Raw genomic sequence first — 21,576 nt, 5'->3', positions numbered from 1 at the left:
CAAATATTACAAAGCTATGAAAAATAGGTATTTAACAACAATTATGAATATTGTTGCTATTTAACAACAAGCTCATCAAGCAGGTTCTCAATATCATAATCACAGGAACCACATCCTGAAATTGCGCCAGTTTTTCGTGAGATAGTATCGGTATCGACGATACCCTGCTCGAAAAGACTGATGATCTTCCCACGAGTGGTTCCACTGCAATCACAGATCACTTCATCAGCTCTATCTGGGGCGTTATTGTTGTTACTCATGCAAGTTAGCTACCTGACAATAATAATTTTCAGAACAATTTTTCAGTTTGGTTTAGCATATTAGATAGGCTTAACTCAAGTTATGGTGCCTGTTTACTAGATCTGAAATATTGAATTAACCAGATCTAAACCATATACGACCGAGCCTTCCCGAATTCTATCCCGTTTCATTTATCCCGCAATAAGGATTTAGCCCAATGTTGAGTTATTTATCTCTTCATCAAAAAACTGACTCTTCACTCTACACAAAGACCCTTTCCGGGCTTATTACGGCTTTTTTTCTCATTCTGTTTATCCAAACAGCGCAGGCAGAAACATCTGTTGAAAATGGCGATGCAGGAACAGAATTTTCACGTAACACAGTGGTTGAGATAGCCCGCCAACTTGCCGAAAAGCCCTTTAAAGCTCCGCCAAACGCGCCCGACGAATTAGCAAAACTTGATTATTCAACTTATCGACAAATAAATTTTCAGGAAAATGCAGCGATCTGGGGCAAGACCCCAACCAAATTTTCGGTTCAATTATTCGCACCTGGCTTTTTGTATAAAGATTTGATTGATATTGATGTAGTCGAAAGTGGCAAGGCTTTTCCACTCGAATTATCTGAAACATCCTTCAAGGTTCCGAATGAGGCAATTGGTAAAAAACTTGTAGAAGTTGGTAAATATGCAGGTTTACGGCTGCACTATCCAATAAACAATGACGACTATCAGGATGAGTTTATTGTATTTCAGGGAGCCAGTTATTTTCGGGTAGTTTCCAAAGGACAGCTCTATGGTATTTCTGCTCGCGGTCTGGCCATTGACGTCGCACAACCCAAAGGTGAAGAGTTTCCTCTTTTCAAACGTTTCTGGATTGAAAGGCCCTCTTCAAGTCAGAATGCCATTGTGGTGCATGCCTTACTCGATAGTAAAAGTGTTACCGGTGCCTATCGTTTCGGGATTCATCCAGGATCGCCCAGTAAAATTGATGTCGATGCCATCCTCTTCCCACGTGTTGATATTAAGCATGTCGGGCTAGCACCACTAACTTCCATGTTTATGCATGGCGGAATGGATCGCGCTGATCAATTAGATTTTCGACCTGCTGTACATGACTCTGAAGGTTTGCAAATGCGTAATGGCAAGGGTGAGCGTTTATGGCGTCCATTGAACAACCCGCAAACACTCCAAATCAGTGCGTTTATAGATGAGAACCCCAAAGGATTTGGTTTGATTCAACGCCACCGTGAGTTTGATTATTATCAGGATCTGGAAGCTAATTACCACAGACGTCCTTCTGCCTGGGTCAAACCTATAGGTGACTGGGGAAAAGGTCAGGTAGAACTTGTTGAAATTCCATCAGCTTCTGAGGAAAACGATAACGTTGTGGCGTATTGGAGACCAGCCGATGGCTTGAAAAAAGGTGAAGCGTTTGAATATGCCTATACCTTAACCTCGCCTGATGATGTTCCAGAAGACACTAATAAACCGCGCATTGTGAACAGTAGCAGTGGTCTCAAGCTCTTTGATGATAGTAAAGAAATAGTGATTGATTACAGCAATATCGATAGTCAGGATATTGAACAGATTGATGTTGTTGCCAGTATTAGCAATGGCAAAATTCTTGAAAGCCGGATTCAGGAAAACCCGCATATCAAGGGTGCAAGGGTATTTATTACTTTCGATCCTGAAGATGCCGATGTAGCGGAATTTCGGGTACAGTTAAATAAAGATGATAAATATGCTGCACCCACATGGCTTTACAGATGGTTGAGCAGGGATTGGAATAATTCTTTATGAGTGTTGATTTACGGATCGATAATACCGAAAAAGGCATGCAATATGAACGTGCCCTGCCTGCCGAATCGCCCCTGGAAATGCCCCGACATGGAGTCTACGAACAAGGACTTTCCATGCGTCATAGCCAGCGCACCTTCTTCTATATTTTGCGAACGCTTATATCGCGGTTATTCGTACTCGGTGTAATGCTTGGATTGTCCTATTACGGTATTACGGAGATTTACGGGGTATTAAGCACTACTAACGTTGTCACCAACCTGCAGTGGTTATTTTTAATTCTTTTCAGTATCAACTTTCTCTGGGTTTCGTTTGCATTTGCTCAGGCACTGCTGGGCTTTTTATTGCATCTAAAGCCTCGACTTATTAAACAGTCCGAGCAGGAACCTGACTATACAACGGCCATTCTGCTGCCCATATACAACGAAGACCCCATCCGTATCAAGGCGGCGCTCAAAGTAATGCGTGAGGATTTATTAGTCAAGGCGCCAGGAAAATATGCGTTTTTTATTCTCAGTGATACCAATAAGGCAGATGCATGGATTGCAGAAGAACAGGCTTTTTTGGATTTGATTAACAAAGACGAATCAGGCTGTCCGGTTTACTACCGTCGCCGTCAACAGAATACTGAACGTAAAGCTGGCAATATAGGTGATTGGGTACAACGCTGGGGCGGTGCCTATGAAGCCATGATCGTACTGGATGCTGATAGTGTGATGAGTGCCGAGTGCATGCTCACCCTATCCCGTCGAATGGCTGCCTCGCCTGGGGTCGGATTAATCCAGACCTTACCAACGATAGTCCGGGCCAATACGCTTTATGGACGCTTACAACAATTTGCCAACCATTGTTTCGGCCCTATTTATGCCGAAGGTTTATCTGCCTGGCATGGCCTGTCATCCAACTTTTGGGGCCACAATGCGATTATCCGAACCCGTGCGTTTGCCGAATCATCGCATCTGCCAATTTTGCCCGGTAAACCTCCGTTTGGTGGCCATGTATTAAGTCATGATTTTATTGAAGCAGCGCTGCTGCGTCGTGCAGGCTGGGGGGTCCGATTTGATACCGATATTCAGTCGACCTATGAAGAGTCTCCTCCTTCGCTGATTGACGTAATGATCCGGGATCGTCGCTGGTGTCAGGGTAACCTGCAACATACCCCTTTTATGTTTGCCCAGGGTTTTGTGTTACCCACTCGTTTACATATATTTTCCGGATTGATGTCATATCTTAGTGCTGTTTTCTGGCTGTCTTTAATTGTGGTCGGTTTGGCCATTGCCGTACAGGCAAGATATGTGCGTCCGGAATATTTCGCCAATCCTTCACTGTTCCCTACCTGGCCAGTATTTGATTCTGAGCGAGCCTTAACGCTTTTTATCGTATCTATGGCCATTGTTATTGCACCTAAGGTGTTTGGCTGGTTTGCGGCGCTGATAAATATTCCACGTTGCATGAAATTCGGCGGCCCTATTCTGCTAACAGTAAGTGTCGTTGTGGAAATGCTTATGTCGGCGCTGTATGCACCGATATTAATGGTGCATCAGTTTGGTGTGGTGGTGGGAATTTTCCGTGGCAAGGACAGTGGCTGGATGCCTCAGTCACGTGATGATGGCGCGTTAAGTTGGGCTGCTGTAGCACGAGCGCATGCTGGACATACATTATTCGGCATCATTCTCGCCATTATTGCTTTGTTACTTAGTATAGAACTGTTTTACTGGCTACTGCCGATCACAGGTGGGTTGATGTTGTCGATCCCTTTGTCATGGCTGAGTGGTGGAACCCGACGCAGCAAACTGCTTAAATGGCTTGGCATACTGCGGGCTCCAGAAGAAAAAAATCCCGCTCCCATTCTGGTGGATTTGGAGCATCAGCTTTCAGCCCTTTCTCCACAGCCCAAACAGCATGCCTTTATTCGGTTGCTAAACAATCCACAACTTTGCAACTGGCATATCGCTCAATTGCCTGACAATGCAAATCAAAAACCTGTATTTCATCCACCCAGAATATTAGCGGAATGGAAAGTACGACATGCCGACAATATGCAACAACTTGAGTCATGGCTTGAACCGCAGGAAGAGCTGGCATTTTTAAGTCAAAGAGATTGTCTGCAACAATTAAAAAGTCTGGAAAACAACTTAACCAAACAAGCGGTATAAATTTAAGAAAAACTTGCTCAGCCAGCTAATTTTGCTGGCTGGAAAAGCACAGCTATAGATTGCTAAACTTGAATCTTAGCCAGGGTTGAACAAACTTTTATCACCTCGATATGATTTTACAGACAGCAAAAATACTGGCTGTCATTCCCACTCTTCTGAAACGAGAAAATCAAAGGAGAAATTCGATGATGCGCGTGAAAGATGTGATGACAAAACAACCTTTTTACCTTGATGCAGATGTCAGCATTCAGGAAGTTTCCCAAACTATGCGAGATAAGAATCTAGGCTTTGTACCACTCAGTAAAAACAACCGAGTGATTGGCGTGATCACTGACCGGGATATTGCACTCAGAGTAGTTGCAGATTCGAAAGACCCGCATCAGAAAGCACGAAACATTGCGACCGAACGGGTTTTATATACTTATGAAGACAAACCTATTGATGAAGTTGTAAACAATATGGCTGATCAACAGGTGCAACGCCTGTTAGTGCTTAACAACCCGAACAACGAAGAGTTGGTGGGTGTTATCACGCTGGGTGACATTGCTGATAAATGCAATGACGAAGCGATGGCAAAAAAAGTGATTAATGCGGCACGGCATTATCACTAACTTTCACCGCAGCTGATAAACCAGGTTCGACTCAGATTTAACTGGGTCGAACCTTTTTCTGCACTATCAGATAAAGATGTAATTCAGGATATTGATCGTTTTCCAGATGCCGGCATACTGCCCCTGTTTTATCAATTAATTTGAGTGTCATTTCAGACGTCAGCTATCTGATCATAACTTTTAGCAACTTGTAGTGGTTTCATCAGGGTTACATCGCTCTATAATTTAGTCAAAGCGGCATGAATCCGTTCAACAGCCTGCATTAAACGCGTTTCATTGGTGGTATAAGCAAATCGCACATGCTGATCGGCCAGATGCTGCCCAAAATCATTTCCCGGGGTAATAGCAACTCCGGCTTCCTGTAAAAGATAACGGGATAAATCCATACTGTTGTTAATGGTGTCGGTTAGGAATTTGCTGCAGTCAGCATATAAATAAAACGCACCCTGAGGTTTCACCGGAATGGAAAATCCAATTTCCTGCAGCGCGGGTAACAGAACATCCCGACGTTTCTCAAACACCTCTCTGCGTTGTTCAAGTATATCCAGACTTTCTCGATCAAATGCCACCAGAGCAGCATGCTGAGCATTGGTCGGCGCAGCTAAAAACAGATTCTGAGCCAGACGATCCATCACGGGTTCAAGACTTTCAGGTACAACTACCCAGCCTAATCGCCAACCGGTCATACCAAAGAATTTGGAAAAGCTGTTAATCACTATCGCTTCGTCGTCTACTTCCAGAATGGAGGGTAAATGAACACCATCGTAATTTAACCCATGGTAAATCTCATCGACAACTAACAGACCTTGTTTAGCCTTAACAGCCTCTGAGAGGGCTTTTAAGCCGTCTTTATCAATAATGGTTCCGGTAGGGTTAGAAGGAGTGGCAACCAGGGCCATTTGGGTATCCTGATTCCAGTATTTTTCGATATGTTCTGGAGATAATTGGTAGGCCGTATCGGCACCCACTGGAACGGAAACTGCTGAGGCTTCCACGAAACGGGCAAAATGACGATTACAGGGATATCCCGGATCGGTCATCAATAAATGCTTGCCAGCCTCTAACAATGCCCCCATCACTAAAAGCAATGCCCCTGAGGCGCCAGGTGTAACCACAATCCGCCGGGGTGAGATATCCAGCCCGTATTGCTGCTGATACCATCCGGCAATTTTCTCCCGTAACGCCATTAACCCCAATGAGGGGGTATAAAAGGTATCGCCTTTATTTAATGAAGCAATTGCAGCATTAATAATCGGTTGAGGCGTCAGAAAATCCGGCTCACCAATTTCCAGATGGATAATATCCCTGCCCTGCGCCTGCAATATCTTCCCTTGCGATAATATATCCATCACGTGAAACGGTTTAATTTCCTGAGCGCGCTGTGTAACGTTAATTGGCTTGGGCATGTAAATCCTGAAGAGATTGAGCTGTTATATAGCTTGTATTAATCGGCGAACCATCGATGACTTGGCATGGGGCATCCGGTTCGCCCAGTTGGTCTACAACACAAATTGCCTGCGTGAAGTCATCATCAACAGTATAGGCATTCAGGGTTACCAATGTAGTTATTCCTGCACCAGTTGATGCCAGCAAGCCATTGGCGGAATCCTCAATGGCAAGACAGTCTCCTGCATCCAGTTGCAATTGTTGTAAGCAGTAGTGATAAATATCCGGAGCAGGTTTTTTGGCAGGCACGACATCACCCGCTGCAATACAATCAAACCAACTGAGGGCAGCCTCGCCCAACGTGGCGTTGATTAATGCTGTGACATTTTCTGCAGTAGTGGTTGTGGCGATCGCCAGGCGAATTTCTTGCTCCCTTAATTCGCCAATTAATCTTTTGATACCAGGGCGTAACTCGATCGTCTTTGCTTCCATTATCTGAGCATAATGTCGTGTTTTATCAGCATGCAGGCTGGCAATTATTTCACTATGATCACCAGCAAAACCACATTGTAAATGGAAGTTTTCCAGGTAATATTGAATACGCTCTTTGCCACCGGTTACAGCTAATAATTGTCCGTAAAGCTGTTCATCCCAATGCCAGTCCAGGCCCGCTTCGGCAAATGCGCGATTGAACGCCTGACGGTGCCCATCCCGCTCGGTTTCAGCGAGGGTTCCATCCACGTCGAATATAACGGCTTTTAAATGATTCATTAGTCTCTTTAGTCTTGAAAATGGGGTAAAATAATCTAATTATTTTGCACATGCCGGAAGCATCTGGTATAGATGCGCCCTTGATTTTTAGAAAGTATGAGGTTTGCCAACATGGACCCGACACAAAATGATGTCAAATTCACTCCGTATCAACCGGGTGATGATGAAGAATATATGAGCAAGGATATGGTAAAACATTTTCGGGGTATTCTCGAAAAATGGCGCTCACAACTGATGGAAGAAGTTGATCGTACTGTTCACCATATGCAGGATGAAGCAGCAAACTTCCCTGACCCTAATGATCGTGCCACTCAGGAAGAAGAATTCACACTTGAACTGCGTACCAGAGATCGTGAACGTAAACTGATCAAAAAGATTGAAGAATCATTGATCGACCTTGAGAAAGGTGATTACGGCTTCTGTGAATCATGTGGCGTAGATATCGGCATTCGTCGTTTGGAAGCTCGTCCAACAGCGACACTTTGTATTGATTGCAAAACACTGGATGAAATCCGCGAAAAGAACCGTGCCTGATTTTATCTGAAGACTCACCTCATACGTGACGAAAAGGTAGGTCCTGAAAGCCCTGTGATGGTCATCATCACAGGGCTTTTTTTAGCGTTCGTAGATATACAGTAGATCCACGCCACTCTGTGTGCCGGACTCGGCTTGCAAGGTCCAGATTTTACTTAATGTATAACGTAATTGAACGGTGCTAACCGGCTCAAAAATACCAATGCCATAGCCTAAATAAAGTTTAGGCGACAGATATTTGCCGATTTGCACGGCGGCGTTATCCGGACTTTCTCCAGTGAACTCAACAGTATCCAGCCCAAATGTGCTGGCAATTTTTTCACTGACCGCATTGCCATTGGCAATCCCCAGATTAGTGGCCGCTGAGGCCAGCATCGCTGCATCAGCAGCACTAGCCTGCCCTAATGGTCGTCCCAGCACAATATACGACAGTACATCTTCCTGGCTCATAGTTGGGTTTGAAAATAATGTGGCTTGTGGATTATTCGCTGGCCCGGTGATATGAATCCCAGCTTCATAATCTGTGCCTGTGCGAACGGCTTTAATATCCAGATCAGGATTATCAATGGCCGTTCCAGCAAACCGTACCTTGCCGTTATTGATTTTTAATTCGCGACCATAGGCAGCATAAGTACCATCATGGACAGCAATTTCGCCATCGCCTAATAACAGCTCTCCGGCTTCGCCATAAATGCGTAAATCACCTGCGAGACGACCATTAAAACCCAGGGCACGAATCAAGACGTTTTCACCCAGTTCAACCGTTACATCAACATCAGTTGCTAAACGCATTTTCTCGTCTGTCGTATCCTGCCCAACCACGACAACATCCGGGCTGGCTGAAACAGTGGTATTAAAATCCATGGGTGCAAGATCAGCAGTAGGTATTGTTACTTTACCGCCGATTTTGGCTGTTTCAGGAGTAATTCTCAGCGTTAAATCCGGGGAGGCAATCACATAGGCCTCAGGCAAGTTCATTAATTCTAACTTGTCCCCCTTAATCGTCGCATCCAGCAACCAATCAGAATCGGTCATTGTGAAGTCACCGGCCACTTCCAACTGACCTTCTGCTGACTGAGCCTGTAATAATATTTTCAAGCCGGATAAGGGATCACCATTGATGTCGGCATTAATTTCGGTCAGGGTAATCCCCATATCGACCAGAAATATCTGGCCATCACGCAAACTGATAGCAGTCGTTAATTCAGGCTGATTGAAAGTGCCCTCCATATCAACATTAAGTTCCAGTTTGCCTGCAAGTTCATCAAAGGCCAGCGTTTCCAGATTTAATGAGGCAAGGTCTTCGATAGAGTTCTGCAATTGCAAAGTGACTGGCGTATCCATGGGTGCCGCCATTACCGTTTTGATTGGTGCGGTTTGCAATCTGGCTTCAATAGGCTCTACCCCAGCAATGTCCGGCTCAATAGTGATGGCAACCATACTTTCTTCTGCTGTCAGCTGATAGCGAAGATCAACCGCATTAAATGCAATCGGTTGCTGCTGGCTTATCCCTTCAGACTGCAGTTTTAAGATGCCATCATGCAGCGATAAATTACCCGTCCCGGTAATATCTCCCTCGGTTTGCATTGCTAATTGGACTTTACCGGAAATTTCACCTGATAATGTAGCGTAGTCCTCTATCAAAGGCTTGAAAGTCGCCACCGACAATTGATTTATTTCAATTAATGTTTGTGCACCTTCTGCGGTATTTTCACCCTGTAAACAAAGCTGTGCCTGCTCAGAAGATTGCCAGCAGTGTTGGGAAATAATCTGTTTATCGGCTGATAATTGAATCGCACCCGGCTCACGTAACTGCCAGTTGCCAGCTATATCATTGGTAACGGTCATTGACTGCAACTGTCCAGACCATTGGTCATCTTCATCCAGGCTGCCTTGCAACAGACTGGATAATGTCCCGATTTCAGATTGTATCTCCAGCGCCAATTGATGCTGGTCACGCTTGCCATTCAGGCTCAAATCAATGGAGTCGATATTCTGCTGTGCAATCGTAATTGCGGTGGATTGAATGTTCAGTTTACTTTGCTGATTATCCGTCAGATCCACCTGGGCATCTGCTGAAATCGACCCTACAGTCAGCTCATCTGCCCAACGGATAGCTGAACCTTCCAGATTGGCATTTAATTTTAATTTGGCCAGCTCACCGTAAAGTTGCCCTTCTCCACTCAGAGTGCCAAATAATTCGGGATGAAAATCCTGCAGATTCGGGGATGACAAACTCCAACTCAGGTCCAGTTGTTTTTCTACTTTGCCGTTTAATGACAATTGCGAATCCCCGAGATTTAACTGCAGATTTTCGATATCAATATCGGTATTTACCGCTTGCAGGTTACTGTCCAGTGAGAAATTACGATCACGTAACACACCATTTAAATGTAATTCCTGCACACTGGCATGAAACTCGTTTTCACCTTTATCCTGAAACGTTACCTGCGCCTGACCACTAATCAGCCCGGGCCACTCTGCAACTAAGGCAGCAGGATCGATCTGTCTCAATGTCAGTTTGCCATCAACTGCAAGCTTTTCTTTCCAATTAATGCGACCACTGAATCCTGCCCCGCCATCAGCTATTTTGGTATCGACCCGTACATCGGTTATGCCTGCTTCCGGACTATTCGCCACCAAATTAAGAATGAGGGGAATCTCATTCACAATGAAATCTGAATCGACTATTAAATTGAAAAGCTGTTTCTCTCCATCCAGCTTAAATTGCCCGGTATAACTTTCTACCGGCACGCCGGTTAAACTGGCAGGAAGCTGCAGATTTTTCCATTCGCCATCCAGTTGATAGGTTAACTTCGGCTGCCAGCTCACATCGCCACTGACGTCTAGTTGACCTAACGCTGACTTGATTTCAAGAGAATTAATCGAGGCCTTTTGCATATCCCCACGCAGGTAAGAAGTTATATTCCATTCCTGCTCAATGGCCTGCAAAGAACTGCTGAGAATCAAACGATAGTCCTGCAAAGTGCCATCAACGGAAAATTCACCTGAAGCCTGACCAACCAGCAGTTCAGCATCTGTCTGCCAGGGCCATTGTAATTCTGACCAGCTACCATCAATGGAAAAAACACTTTCCGTGGGATCTTCTGTAATGAAGATGTTTCCATGCAATTCGGCAAAACTGTTCTGACTGATGGCGCTCATTAAATCCACTCGCCAACTTTGTAAATCATTGGAATTGACACTTAAACTGGCTGCAACCGGTGGATTTAATGTCTCAGATTCCTGCAACTGAAAGTCGAGTTCTGCCTTGGCACTATCTAATGTACCTTGGGCATTCAGATTTAATGCTGTCAGATCACCAATTTCATTCTTCAGGATCCGTGATAATGGCAGCGTTCCACTCTCAGCCGTAAATCGCCAATCCAAATCATCAAGAATATTACGCACCATCAAGGTTTGCTCGGAAGCGAAAGGTTCGCCTAGCTGCTGGCGTAACGTCATTTGCTGCAAATCACCGGTAATCGTCCCGGTAGCAGAAATAAGCCCCAATTCTGGATCATTAAGACGGGCGCCATAGTTCAAATTGGTAGCATGTGGCGAGCTCAGGTTGACGTCGCCAAGCAGTGTAAAAGCCAGAACATCCCGATTCAGTCGCAATGAAGAAATGATTAGCCGATCGTAGTTCACCCGTAATGACGTATCAAAACGATCGAACAATGGTGTTATATCACCTTGAGGACTGACCATTTCTGCATGCGTTATTCGCAAAGAACGCAAATGAATTGCCAATGGAAGGCTGATATCCGGCACAGTAAAGTCTTCATCCACGGTAACGTCTTTATCCAGCCCATCTTTCTGCTTAATTTGCAGCTGGTCGATATGCAACTGATTAATAATCAAACGGGTGGAAAGTAGCGACCATAACTGCCAGCGTGCATCAATACTTTTTATATAAAATGCATCGCCCTCTTCAGGTTCATACGAAACACCTTGCAGATAAATGCCGTCATAAAGTCGGCCACTTGCTTCATCAATTGACAGTGCTGGAAGAGATTGCTGAGTAAAATTGAGTGCGGTGTTAAAACCTGACTTTGTCATCAATAACCAATACATTGCTGCTGGAACAACCAGTAACAATACAATTGCGATTATCCATAATGCGCGTTTTATCACAAATCAGGCCCTATCACGATATGCAAACCGAAAGGCTTGTCTTCATCTGAAATTCCATTGGCTATATCAACCCGAATCAAGCCAACCGGTGAACGCCAGCGAATGCCCACCCCCACACTATACTCTATTGGGTCAGACCAACTATTGAATGCGTTACCAAAATCAGTAAATATTGCCGCACCCCAGTTTTTAACAAACATATGTTCATATTCGACACTCCCTACCGCCAGATAACGGCCCCCAATGACTTCCTCCAGATCATTCTCCGGTCCCAATGATTCATAATCAAAACCACGAATACTGTTATCACCACCGGCAAAGAAACGCAGAGAGCTGGGTAATTTTGAAAAGTCACTGACTTCTGTTGCACCAACTGTCGCGCGAGTGATAATTCGGTTTGACTCACCAAAACCCTGGATATATTTACCACGGATGACTATCTGACTAAAACTGATGTCAGATAAAATACCTTCAGCCGCACCACTTAGTTCCAAACTGACCCGTCCACCCTGTCGGGTATAAAGTGTGTTATCTGCCCAGGTTCTTGCATACGCAATACCGGGAATCAGTAATGATGTGGAAGCAGATTCGTCAGACACATCAAAACTTTCATTTAAAAACTTGATGCTACCTGTTTCTTCCCAGCCCCAACGCATTCGGTTGTAATAACTCCCAACAGCAACTGAGCGACTTTCACTGGTATCGGTATCTTCTTGTTTATATGCCGTATTAAAACCTACCGTATCAATATTTTCACTCCAGAATGGCATCTTGTAATCCGCACCGACCTGAGTGGCAATCTGCGATAGACGACTTTCAACCGAGAGTCTGTGTCCACGATCATTCACGTACCGGTTCTGCCAGCCCAGACTCATTCTGGCGCCTGTATCTGTACCATATCCGATACCTGCACTATAGCGATGCTTGAGATTTTCATTCAGCGAAACGTCTATCGGCACTTCTGCATTTTCCCGAGCTGATGTCATCGCCTGAGCTGAGACAGTGGCGAAGTAACCGCTGTTTTGTAAATTATTTCGAAGTGTGAGTAATTTATTGGCATCGAAAGGTTCACCGGGGTCAATGGGTGACATAGCCTCAAGTAGATCTGCATTGACAACGGTATCGGGAAATTCAATGTCACCGAATCGATAGCGTTGCTTTGAGTCATATTTCAGACAAATATCGGCGGATTCGGCTTCTATATCGACACGGACTTCGCTACAGGTAAACGCACCGTCAAAGTAACCATGCTCAGCTGCAAGTCTCAAAAAAGCTTTTTTGGTATTTTCATAACTTTGATGATCAAAATGGTCCCCAACCTTCAGCGGCAGTTTGTTGAGCATTTTGGTAAATGCTGGATCATTCTTGGCATCTCCCTCCACAGCGGCATCAATTTGGTGAATGATAATTGGCTGACCCAGGTCAATTTTATATTTGGCTAACCAATTATTTTCATCAGTTTCAGTTAACTCGGCTGTAATTTCGGGTGAATAATAACCATAAACGGTAAGCATGTGCTTCAATTCATCAACAGCCTGTTCATGTAAGCGTTGAACACTGCGGGAATCCAATCTTGGGCTGTTTTTTTGCCGATAAATACTTAAACCATTTATCAAGGTTTCACTCCAGTCCTTTTCTATACCCTCAAGCTCGATCTCGATATTTTTTTCGGTGTCAGCCCAAACCATAAAGGATTGAAATAAACACACAAAAAACACAAGGATGATTCTGCTATAGAAAAGTTTCGGGCATAACGGCATAGAGTCTCTGTCATGATTTACGAAGAGTGTAGAAATGAATGCATCTAATTACTGACATTTATTATGACACTTTCAACGCGACAGCGTTCTTAACTCAGGTTATTAGGACTTGCTGATCTTTTATCTCTGCCTCAGTTGTGAGCTGAATAAGCGTCAATCAAGGCACGAGGAGCGCCTTTTGTGAAATACATCCATGTAAGGGGCTGGGACTATTTTTGCCCCCGCAGAGGTGGATATGAAAGATCAACAATCCCTAATCAGTTGGGTCTGGCAGATTTTCTTTTCGAAAAGCACTCGGCGAACAACCAAAAAAATGACTGAAGCGTCGACTGAAGTGACTCAGATCATTAAAACCGTAGTTATAACAAGCCTCAGTGATACTTTGACCACCTCGTATCGCATCAGCGGCTGATTTCAATCGTACCTGCTGATGAAACTCACCTGGCGTACATCCCAGTTGTTTCTTGAACTCTACATACAAACGACTTCGACTCATGCAGGCCTGACGGCAGAGTTGATCAATATCAAGTGGCTGAGTGAGGTTTTGTTCAAGGGTATGCAGTACAGCCGTGATCCCGCTGGTATCGGGAGCTTGTTTACAATAACTCAGTAATACTTCACGTCCCTGCTCGCGAAGCAATCTGATCACCAGCTCTGAAACACCAAGATCAACCATCATTTCTTTATCCGGATCATTTCGGATATAAAAAGACACCATTTTTTCCAGTAAATGCTGCGTATCCTGGGTGTGATGTTTATGAATGATACGTGGTTGATATTCCCAGTTATATTCCGGCACATCCGTTTTGACTAAATCACGCATTCGGCTGGAAATCGCTTCAATGCGTTCACGGGAAATCTCGATAGTAAGACAAGTGGTCGGTTGCTGCTCATTGGCATCAGGAAAATCAATCTCAACATGCTCACCAGGCGGCATAACGTAAGATTCGTGGGGAACAAACAATTCACCTGAAGCATTGTAGTGATCATGCATGACTTTACGACCACTCACCATCCCGCAATACAATAAGTGATCAGCATTAAGCGCTACGCCCGTTGAGCTCCGATAAGTATCGTAAATGCTCAGCTCGGTCTCCGGTCCGTTAAACGTTACTTTATTTTCTATAAGCAACTGACGATTTTCGTGCCGACCACTTGTTGGGAATGTATTCAGGCTCATAGTTTGACCTTCATGAATAATGTTGGATTGTGTGTCTGATGTTTAGGATTAGTCAAGTGATTGGAAAGTATAGCGATGAAATTGATGCCGAACTCTTTTGGGAATTTTTCATAAATAAAAATAGCAAGCTTATTGAACATTGTGGTAATTTTTTTGTCACTTGTGGACTGACAGTCAAGTAATTGGGAATATGAGTCAAGTAGTTTATCCACTACAGGTCTTATGCTGAACATTTGCAAATATCAAAACAACAAGAGAGAGAGAATTATGATTTACGCAAAACCAGGTACACCAGAGTCGGTGATTTCATTTAAATCACGCTATGAAAATTTTATCGGCGGCGAATGGGTAGCCCCTGTTAAAGGCGAATACTTTAATAATATTACTCCCGTCACCGGCGAAGTTATTTGTGAAATACCTCGCTCGGGTGAAGCAGACATTGAATTAGCGCTAGATGCGGCCCATAAAGCACGCGAAGCGTGGGGTAAAACCTCAGTTCAAGATCGCAGCAATATCCTGTTGAAAATTGCTGATCGTATTGAAGCAAACCTTGAAAAACTGGCTGTGGCCGAAACCTGGGATAACGGTAAAGCGGTTCGTGAAACCCTGAATGCCGATATTCCTTTAGCGGCTGACCACTTCCGCTATTTTGCTGGTTGTCTGCGTGCTCAGGAAGGCACCATGGGTGAGATTGATGAAAACACAGTGGCCTATCATTTCCATGAACCTCTCGGTGTTGTCGGTCAAATTATTCCGTGGAACTTCCCACTGTTAATGGCAGCTTGGAAACTGGCTCCAGCACTGGCAGCCGGTAACTGCGTAGTCATGAAACCCGCGGAACAAACACCTGTCTCTATTTTGATTCTTGCAGAATTAATCGCCGATTTACTGCCAGCCGGAACGTTAAATATCGTCAATGGGTTTGGTCGTGAAGCAGGTCAGGCACTCGGTACCAGCAAACGTATCGCCAAAATCGCATTCACAGGTTCAACGCCAGTTGGCTCATTGATCATGAAATACGCTGCTGAAAACATTATTCCTTCAACAGTTGAACTGGGTGGTAAATCACCAAACGTTTTCTTTGAAGACATCATGCAGCAAGAGCAGGATTACATTAATAAATGCGCTGAAGGTCTGGTGCTGGCGTTCTTCAACCAGGGTGAAGTCTGTACCTGCCCTTCCCGTGCGGTTATTCAGGAAAGCATCTACGACGAATTCATTGCTGTGGTCATGGAACGCGCCAAAATGATCAAACGTGGTAATCCACTGGATACTGAAACTCAGGTAGGCGCCCAGGCATCGCAGGAACAGTTCGATAAAATCCTCAGCTATGTTGAAATTGGTAAACAGGAAGGTGCTCAATTATTAATGGGTGGTGGTATCGCCCAACTTGGTGATGAATTCAATAAAGGTTTCTATATCGAACCAACGTTGATGAAAGGCACTAACAAAATGCGTATTTTCCAGGAAGAAATCTTTGGCCCTGTGGTCTCAGTGACCACCTTTAAAGATGAAGCTGAAGCACTGGAAATTGCCAACGACACCGAATTTGGTCTGGGTGCTGGTTTATGGACCCGTGATATGAACCTGGCTTACCGTATGGGACGTGCCATTCAGGCCGGTCGTGTATGGACCAACTGCTACCATCATTATCCAGCTCATGCTGCGTTTGGTGGTTACAAGAAATCAGGTGTGGGTCGCGAAACTCATAAAATTGCTCTGGAACATTACCAACAAACTAAAAACCTGTTGGTCAGTTACAGCACTAGCCCTCTCGGTTTCTTCTAAAGCTCACCAGTAATCAAACTAACTCTCCCCTAAGCAGTGCTTTCGGGAGAGTTTTTTATTGGATGTTCACTACATTTAACGTTGACAGCGTACTATACTCAAAAAGAGAGAATAATAAGGTAAGGTATTTATGGCTCAGAATAATATTGAATCAACTCTTCATGAAAACCGGCACTTTCCACCGTGCGAAAGTTTTTACAAAGACTCCGCTTTAAACCCTAAAAAGCTTGATGCGCTTTATGCCAAAGCAGCTGAGGATCATGAGTCTTTCTGGGGTGATTTGGCGAAACAGGAACTCGACTGGATCAAACCCTTTACTAAAACGCTGGATGACAGCAACGCTCCTTTTTATAAATGGTTTGCCGATGGTCAATTGAATGTTTCCTATAACTGTCTTGATAGACAGCTAAAAGATAACGCTGAAAAAACCGCCATCATCTTTGAAGGTGAACCCGGTGATGTACAACACATCACTTATCGCATGCTGCATGAGAAAGTCTGCGTATTTGCCAACGCGCTGAAAAAACAAGGCATTAAAAAAGGCGATCGGGTCATTATTTATATGCCGATGATCACTGAAGCAGTTGTCGCCATGCAGGCTTGTGCCCGAATTGGCGCCATTCATTCAGTGGTATTTGGTGGTTTCTCCGCTGAAGCATTAAAAGACCGTATTGAAGATACCCAGGCAAAACTGGTGATTACCGCTGACGGCGGGCATCGCGGTGGCAAAATCATCCCGCTGAAAAACACAGCAGATCAGGCATTAAGCAAAGGCTGCGAAAGTGTTGAAACAGTCATTGTTTTTCAACGTTGCAAGAATGATATCTCGATGCAGGAGGGTCGTGATATCTGGTGGCATGATGCTGAACAGGATCAAACAGCAGAATGTGAACCCGAACCGATGAATGCCGCGGATCCATTATTTTTACTTTATACCTCAGGCTCAACCGGTAAACCAAAAGGGATTCAACACTCGTCAGCTGGTTACTTGCTGAATGCCATTACCACCATGCGTTGGGTGTTTGATATTCAGGAAAAAGACGTCTTCTGGTGTACTGCAGATGTTGGCTGGATCACCGGCCATACCTATGTTGCTTACGGACCGCTGGCCGTGGGTGCCACAATGATCATTTATGAGGGTGTACCTACCGTTCCGGATGCTGGACGTTTCTGGGATGTTTGCGCCCGTCACCATGTCACTATTTTCTATACTGCCCCAACAGCGATTCGCGCTTTGATGAAAGCGGGTGATGAAATTCCACAGCGTTATGATCTTTCCCATTTACGGTTATTAGGTACCGTTGGCGAACCGATCAATCCGGAAGCATGGATGTGGTATCACCGCGTTATTGGTCAGGAACGTTGCCCAATCGTGGATACCTGGTGGCAAACCGAAACCGGTGCTCATATGATTGCCCCAGTTCCATCCGTTACTGTCACAAAACCGGGTTCATGTACTCGTGCACTGCCCGGCATTGATGCAGCAGTGGTCAATGAACAAGGTGAAGCGCTTGGTCCAAATCAAGGTGGTTTCCTGGTGATCCGTAAACCATGGCCTTCCATGATCCAGACTATCTGGGGCGATGACCAACGTTATAAAGACACCTACTGGCCCTATTTCGATGGTAAATATTATCTTGCCGGTGACAGCGCTCGTCAGGATGAAGAAGGTTACTTCTGGATCATGGGGCGGATTGATGATGTGTTAAATGTTTCAGGTCACCGACTTGGCACCATGGAAATTGAATCAGCTTTAGTAGCGCATGAGGCGGTTGCTGAGGCTGCCGTCGTCGGTAAACCGCATGATGTTAAAGGTGAATCCGTATTTGCCTATGTCGTGTTAAAAGGTGAACGACCTGAAGGTGGAGAAGACGAAGCAATAACCAATGAATTACGTGCCTGGGTAGCCGAACAAATCGGACCTATCGCCAAGCCGGATGAAATTCGTTATTCAGACAATCTGCCTAAAACCCGCAGCGGTAAAATTATGCGTCGTTTACTCCGTACGATTGCCAAGGGCGAAGAAATCACCCAGGACACATCAACATTGGAAAACGAAGGTATCTTATTACAATTGCAAGGTAAGGCTTGATGGCGAAAGCCGAAACCGAAAGTCAGGAAAATCAACGGCTGGACAAATGGCTTTGGGCTGCGCGGTTTTACAAAACCCGTAGCCTGGCCGTTGAGGCTATTAATGGCGGTAAAGTTCATGCAAATGGCCACCGAGCTAAACCCAGCCGAACCATCCGTCCAGGCGATCAATTAACCATTTCGCAACCACCGTATGAATACGTCATTGATGTCTTAGGCCTGCAAAAACAACGTCGACCGGCCAGTGAAGCCCAATTGCTTTATCAGGAAACAGCTGAAAGTCGGGATAAACGTGAACTGTTACGTGAACAAATCAAAAATGAGCCGTTAGGTTTCCGTGATCAAAAAGGCCGCCCCAGTAAACGGGATCGTCGCCATATTATTAAATTCACCCGGGGCGACTAATGGATAAGACTTCACTGCTTAATGCTGCTGACAAACAGCTTCCCGCATTACGTTATGCTGTTGAATTGCAAAAAACGGCTGCCACTGTTGGCTTTGACTGGCCGCATATTGATGGCGTGATTGCCAAGATTCATGAAGAACTGGATGAGGTTGCTGCTGAACTGGATGATGCCGATCCAAAGAAACTACAGGAAGAAATTGGCGATTTATTATTTGCTATTACCAATCTTGCCAGGCATTTGGATGTCGATCCTGAACAAGCTATAGAGCAATGTAATCAGAAATTTCTCCGCCGTTTTCAATTTATTGAAACGCAGATAATCCAACAGGGAAAATCATTACAAACGGCTTCATTAGATGAGCTTGACGCTTTATGGGATAAGGCAAAATTATCTGATAAAAAGAATGAAGATTAATTCATAATATATTGATTTTAAACATCTAAAGACAATCTAAATGCCAACATGGATGATTCGATAAAACCGTGTTGTTCATAAAAACGATGGGCAGCTTCATTATCGTTATCGGTCAACAAGGTAATGCGTTTACAGCCTTTCTCTCTGGCAAAATCAATCGCATATTTCAATAACGCTGACCCAACGCCAAGGCCACGATTTTGTGGTGCAACCACCATATCTTCCAGAATCGCCACCCGGCTACCCAGCGCTGTCGAAATGGTGTACAACAAATTCACCATGCCTACAATCTGCCCGGCATCTTTTGCGACCAGAATATCACCGATACCGTCGCCTTCAATAATCGCTCCCAATCCTAAAGCTTGCATCTCTGCGTCTGGTTTAAATTCGGTTTCCTGACTAAACAAGGTGTCGAGTAACCGGCACAACTCAGGGATATCAGAAGGTACAGCAGTCAGTATTTCCATATTATCCGGCAGAGCTTAATGACTGTGCGGTTTGAAACTGATCCTGGCCGGTATACACCAGAAAATGTTTACCTTTGGCGCGAGCGACCATGCCAATACCAATATCCTGTGCAATGCTCAGACCCATTTCTGTCACACCACTGCGCGATAATAATAAAGGTACCTGCATCTGTGCGACCTTAATCACCATCTCAGATGTGAGACGCCCGGTGGTATAGAACACCTTGTCATTACCTTTGACATCGTTGAGCCACATCCAGCCGGAAATCGCATCGACAGCATTATGCCGGCCAACATCCTCAACAAAGCTCAATACATCATTTCCCTGGCAAAGCGCACAACCATGTACTGCACCAGCCTGTTTATACATTTCGTTGTATTCGTTCAGGGCATGCAACACGTCATAAATAGACTGGGCACTGAACTGGGGACATTGCAGTTTCAGTTCAGATAACGAATCCATGACATGACCAAACATAGTGCCCTGCCCGCAACCACTGGTCGCAATTCGTCGGGACATAAGCGAATCAAGATTATTTTTCTGCTGATGGGTCGTCACCGCAACAGCATCAACGTCCCAATCCACCTGAATGGATTTGATATGGCTGAGTTCATCAACCAATCCCTGATTGCGCAAATAACCAAGTGTCAGTAGCTCTGGCTGACCACCAAGCGTCATCAAAGTAACAATCTCGCGATTATCCAGATAAATCGTCAGTGGCCGTTCGCCGGTTAATGACACTTCACGGGCTTCGCCAAATTCATCTAAAACGGTAGTGGTATGCAGGCGGTTAATGCCCTGATTGGTCATTTCAGGCTGATATTTAGCCACCGGTGACACTCATATGACGGAAGATAATCGGCTGTTCTTTGATATTAAAGTCATGGCCTTTTGGCTTGATATCCATCGACTGGATAATGGCCTGTTTGAGTTTATCGAGATCACCAGGATGGCGGCGAATAATATCGCGCAAGTCCATCGAATGTTCCTGCCCCAGACATAATAGTAAACGACCTTCCGTAGTCACCCTGACCCGATTACAGCTTTCACAGAAATTATGACTGTGAGGCGATATAAAGCCTATTTTGCTGTTGCTGCCAGCAACCTGATAATAACGCGATGGTCCACCGGTATTAGCAATACTGCTTTGCAAATCAAAATGCTTTTGTAATGTGGCCAGCACTTCATCACTACTGCAATAGCTTTCATTACGACTGTGCGTTACCTGACCCAATGGCATTTCTTCGATATAGGAAATATCCAGATCATTATCGATAGCAAACTGAGCCAGATCGACAATCTCATCATCGTTACGGCCTTTCATGATGACCGCATTCAATTTGATGCGTTTAAAGCCCGCTTGTTTGGCAGCATCAATCCCGTCCAGTACCTGAGTTAATTCGCCAGTACGGGTTAATTCACGGAAACGTTCGGCATTCAATGAGTCCAGACTGATGTTAATGCGATCCATACCGGCTGCAGCGAGCTTTTCAGCGTACTTGGGTAACTGGGAGCCGTTGGTGGTTAAGTTCAGCTCTTTAAGCGATGTGGTGTGCTTTAACGCGCCAATTTGCTCTATTAACCAATCGACGTTGCGACGTACTAAAGGTTCGCCACCGGTGATGCGGACTTTTTCCACCCCGAGTTCACAAAAAGCTTTTACCAGAAAGGCAATCTCTTCCAGCGTCAGCAACTGTTCGCGCGGCATGAAAGTCATTTCTTCATCCATGCAATACACGCAACGGAAATCACAACGATCAGTGATCGATATCCGTACATACGACACGCGCCGTCCGAAGTTATCGATTAATTGTGTTTGGTTATCCGTCATAGTG

The 21,576-nt window shown here is 44.8% G+C and carries 17 protein-coding genes; 8 read left to right on the top strand and 9 right to left on the bottom strand.

The window, feature by feature from the left end:
• Positions 1–56: 56 nt before the first annotated feature.
• Entirely contained in the window at positions 57–260 is a 204-nt protein-coding gene (locus B4F66_RS03370; RefSeq protein WP_292356867.1) for a (2Fe-2S)-binding protein, read from the bottom strand.
• A 197-nt stretch (positions 261–457) separates the two neighbouring features.
• Between B4F66_RS03370 and B4F66_RS03365 the strand changes: the two genes are divergently transcribed.
• From B4F66_RS03365 to B4F66_RS03355, 3 genes are all read left to right on the top strand, one after another.
• On the top strand, positions 458–2,041 hold the full coding sequence (locus B4F66_RS03365) for a glucan biosynthesis protein G (protein WP_292356869.1): 1,584 nt from the start codon (positions 458–460) through the stop codon (positions 2,039–2,041).
• Positions 2,038–4,194 carry a glucans biosynthesis glucosyltransferase MdoH gene (gene mdoH / locus B4F66_RS03360; RefSeq protein ID WP_292356871.1) on the top strand — a complete coding sequence of 719 codons (2,157 nt, stop codon included), beginning with the start codon at positions 2,038–2,040 and terminating at the stop codon, positions 4,192–4,194. Before B4F66_RS03365 ends, mdoH begins: the two co-directional genes overlap by 4 nt.
• A 185-nt stretch (positions 4,195–4,379) precedes the next feature.
• Positions 4,380–4,805, top strand: a complete 426-nt coding sequence (locus B4F66_RS03355; protein ID WP_292356873.1) for a CBS domain-containing protein — start codon at positions 4,380–4,382, stop codon at positions 4,803–4,805.
• Between the two features lie 218 nt (positions 4,806–5,023).
• Here the strand turns inward: B4F66_RS03355 and B4F66_RS03350 are convergent, their stop codons facing one another.
• Positions 5,024–6,211, bottom strand: coding sequence for a pyridoxal phosphate-dependent aminotransferase (locus B4F66_RS03350; protein ID WP_292356875.1), 1,188 nt, complete (start codon positions 6,209–6,211; stop codon positions 5,024–5,026).
• A complete protein-coding gene (locus B4F66_RS03345; protein ID WP_292356877.1) occupies positions 6,195–6,962 on the bottom strand; it encodes an HAD family hydrolase in 768 nt (255 codons plus the stop codon). Before B4F66_RS03345 ends, B4F66_RS03350 begins: the two co-directional genes overlap by 17 nt.
• Before the next feature lie 111 nt (positions 6,963–7,073).
• On the opposite strand from B4F66_RS03345, the gene dksA reads away from it, so the two are divergent.
• Positions 7,074–7,496 carry an RNA polymerase-binding protein DksA gene (gene dksA, locus B4F66_RS03340; RefSeq protein WP_292356879.1) on the top strand — a complete coding sequence of 141 codons (423 nt, stop codon included), beginning with the start codon at positions 7,074–7,076 and terminating at the stop codon, positions 7,494–7,496.
• Positions 7,497–7,577: 81 nt separating this feature from the next.
• On the opposite strand, the gene B4F66_RS03335 is transcribed toward dksA, so the two are convergent.
• From B4F66_RS03335 to B4F66_RS03325, 3 genes are all read right to left on the bottom strand, one after another.
• The gene (locus tag B4F66_RS03335) at positions 7,578–11,633 is read right to left on the bottom strand and encodes a translocation/assembly module TamB domain-containing protein (protein ID WP_292356882.1); all 4,056 of its coding nucleotides are present in this window, start codon (positions 11,631–11,633) and stop codon (positions 7,578–7,580) included.
• Positions 11,630–13,321, bottom strand: a complete 1,692-nt coding sequence (locus B4F66_RS03330) for an autotransporter assembly complex protein TamA (RefSeq protein ID WP_292356884.1) — start codon at positions 13,319–13,321, stop codon at positions 11,630–11,632. The genes B4F66_RS03335 and B4F66_RS03330 overlap by 4 nt, the downstream gene beginning before the upstream one ends.
• Before the next feature lie 325 nt (positions 13,322–13,646).
• Positions 13,647–14,573: an AraC family transcriptional regulator gene (locus B4F66_RS03325; RefSeq protein ID WP_292356886.1), complete on the bottom strand. Its 927-nt coding sequence runs from the start codon at positions 14,571–14,573 to the stop codon at positions 13,647–13,649.
• Positions 14,574–14,840: 267 nt separating this feature from the next.
• Between B4F66_RS03325 and exaC the strand changes: the two genes are divergently transcribed.
• From exaC to B4F66_RS03305, 4 genes are all read left to right on the top strand, one after another.
• The gene (gene exaC / locus B4F66_RS03320) at positions 14,841–16,361 is read left to right on the top strand and encodes an acetaldehyde dehydrogenase ExaC (RefSeq protein ID WP_292356888.1); all 1,521 of its coding nucleotides are present in this window, start codon (positions 14,841–14,843) and stop codon (positions 16,359–16,361) included.
• Between the two features lie 130 nt (positions 16,362–16,491).
• Positions 16,492–18,453: an acetate--CoA ligase gene (gene acs, locus B4F66_RS03315; protein ID WP_292356890.1), complete on the top strand. Its 1,962-nt coding sequence runs from the start codon at positions 16,492–16,494 to the stop codon at positions 18,451–18,453.
• Positions 18,453–18,857 carry an Hsp15 family ribosome-associated heat shock protein gene (hslR, locus tag B4F66_RS03310; RefSeq protein WP_292356892.1) on the top strand — a complete coding sequence of 135 codons (405 nt, stop codon included), beginning with the start codon at positions 18,453–18,455 and terminating at the stop codon, positions 18,855–18,857. The genes acs and hslR overlap by 1 nt, the downstream gene beginning before the upstream one ends.
• On the top strand, positions 18,857–19,273 hold the full coding sequence (locus tag B4F66_RS03305; protein WP_292356894.1) for a MazG nucleotide pyrophosphohydrolase domain-containing protein: 417 nt from the start codon (positions 18,857–18,859) through the stop codon (positions 19,271–19,273). The genes hslR and B4F66_RS03305 overlap by 1 nt, the downstream gene beginning before the upstream one ends.
• Positions 19,274–19,290: 17 nt before the next feature.
• Here the strand turns inward: B4F66_RS03305 and B4F66_RS03300 are convergent, their stop codons facing one another.
• The 3 genes from B4F66_RS03300 to moaA are packed head-to-tail and all read right to left on the bottom strand — an operon-like array spanning position 19,291 to position 21,572.
• The gene (locus B4F66_RS03300) at positions 19,291–19,740 is read right to left on the bottom strand and encodes a GNAT family N-acetyltransferase (RefSeq protein ID WP_292356896.1); all 450 of its coding nucleotides are present in this window, start codon (positions 19,738–19,740) and stop codon (positions 19,291–19,293) included.
• Position 19,741: 1 nt separating this feature from the next.
• Positions 19,742–20,572: a formate dehydrogenase accessory sulfurtransferase FdhD gene (locus tag B4F66_RS03295; RefSeq protein WP_292356898.1), complete on the bottom strand. Its 831-nt coding sequence runs from the start codon at positions 20,570–20,572 to the stop codon at positions 19,742–19,744.
• A complete protein-coding gene (moaA, locus tag B4F66_RS03290; RefSeq protein ID WP_292356900.1) occupies positions 20,565–21,572 on the bottom strand; it encodes a GTP 3',8-cyclase MoaA in 1,008 nt (335 codons plus the stop codon). The genes B4F66_RS03295 and moaA overlap by 8 nt, the downstream gene beginning before the upstream one ends.
• Positions 21,573–21,576 lie beyond the last annotated feature (4 nt).

It is taken from the genome of Methylophaga sp. UBA3603 (assembly GCF_002375335.1).
In the GTDB taxonomy this organism is placed as follows: domain Bacteria; phylum Pseudomonadota; class Gammaproteobacteria; order Nitrosococcales; family Methylophagaceae; genus Methylophaga.
This window is presented reverse-complemented; position numbering and strand designations above follow the sequence as displayed.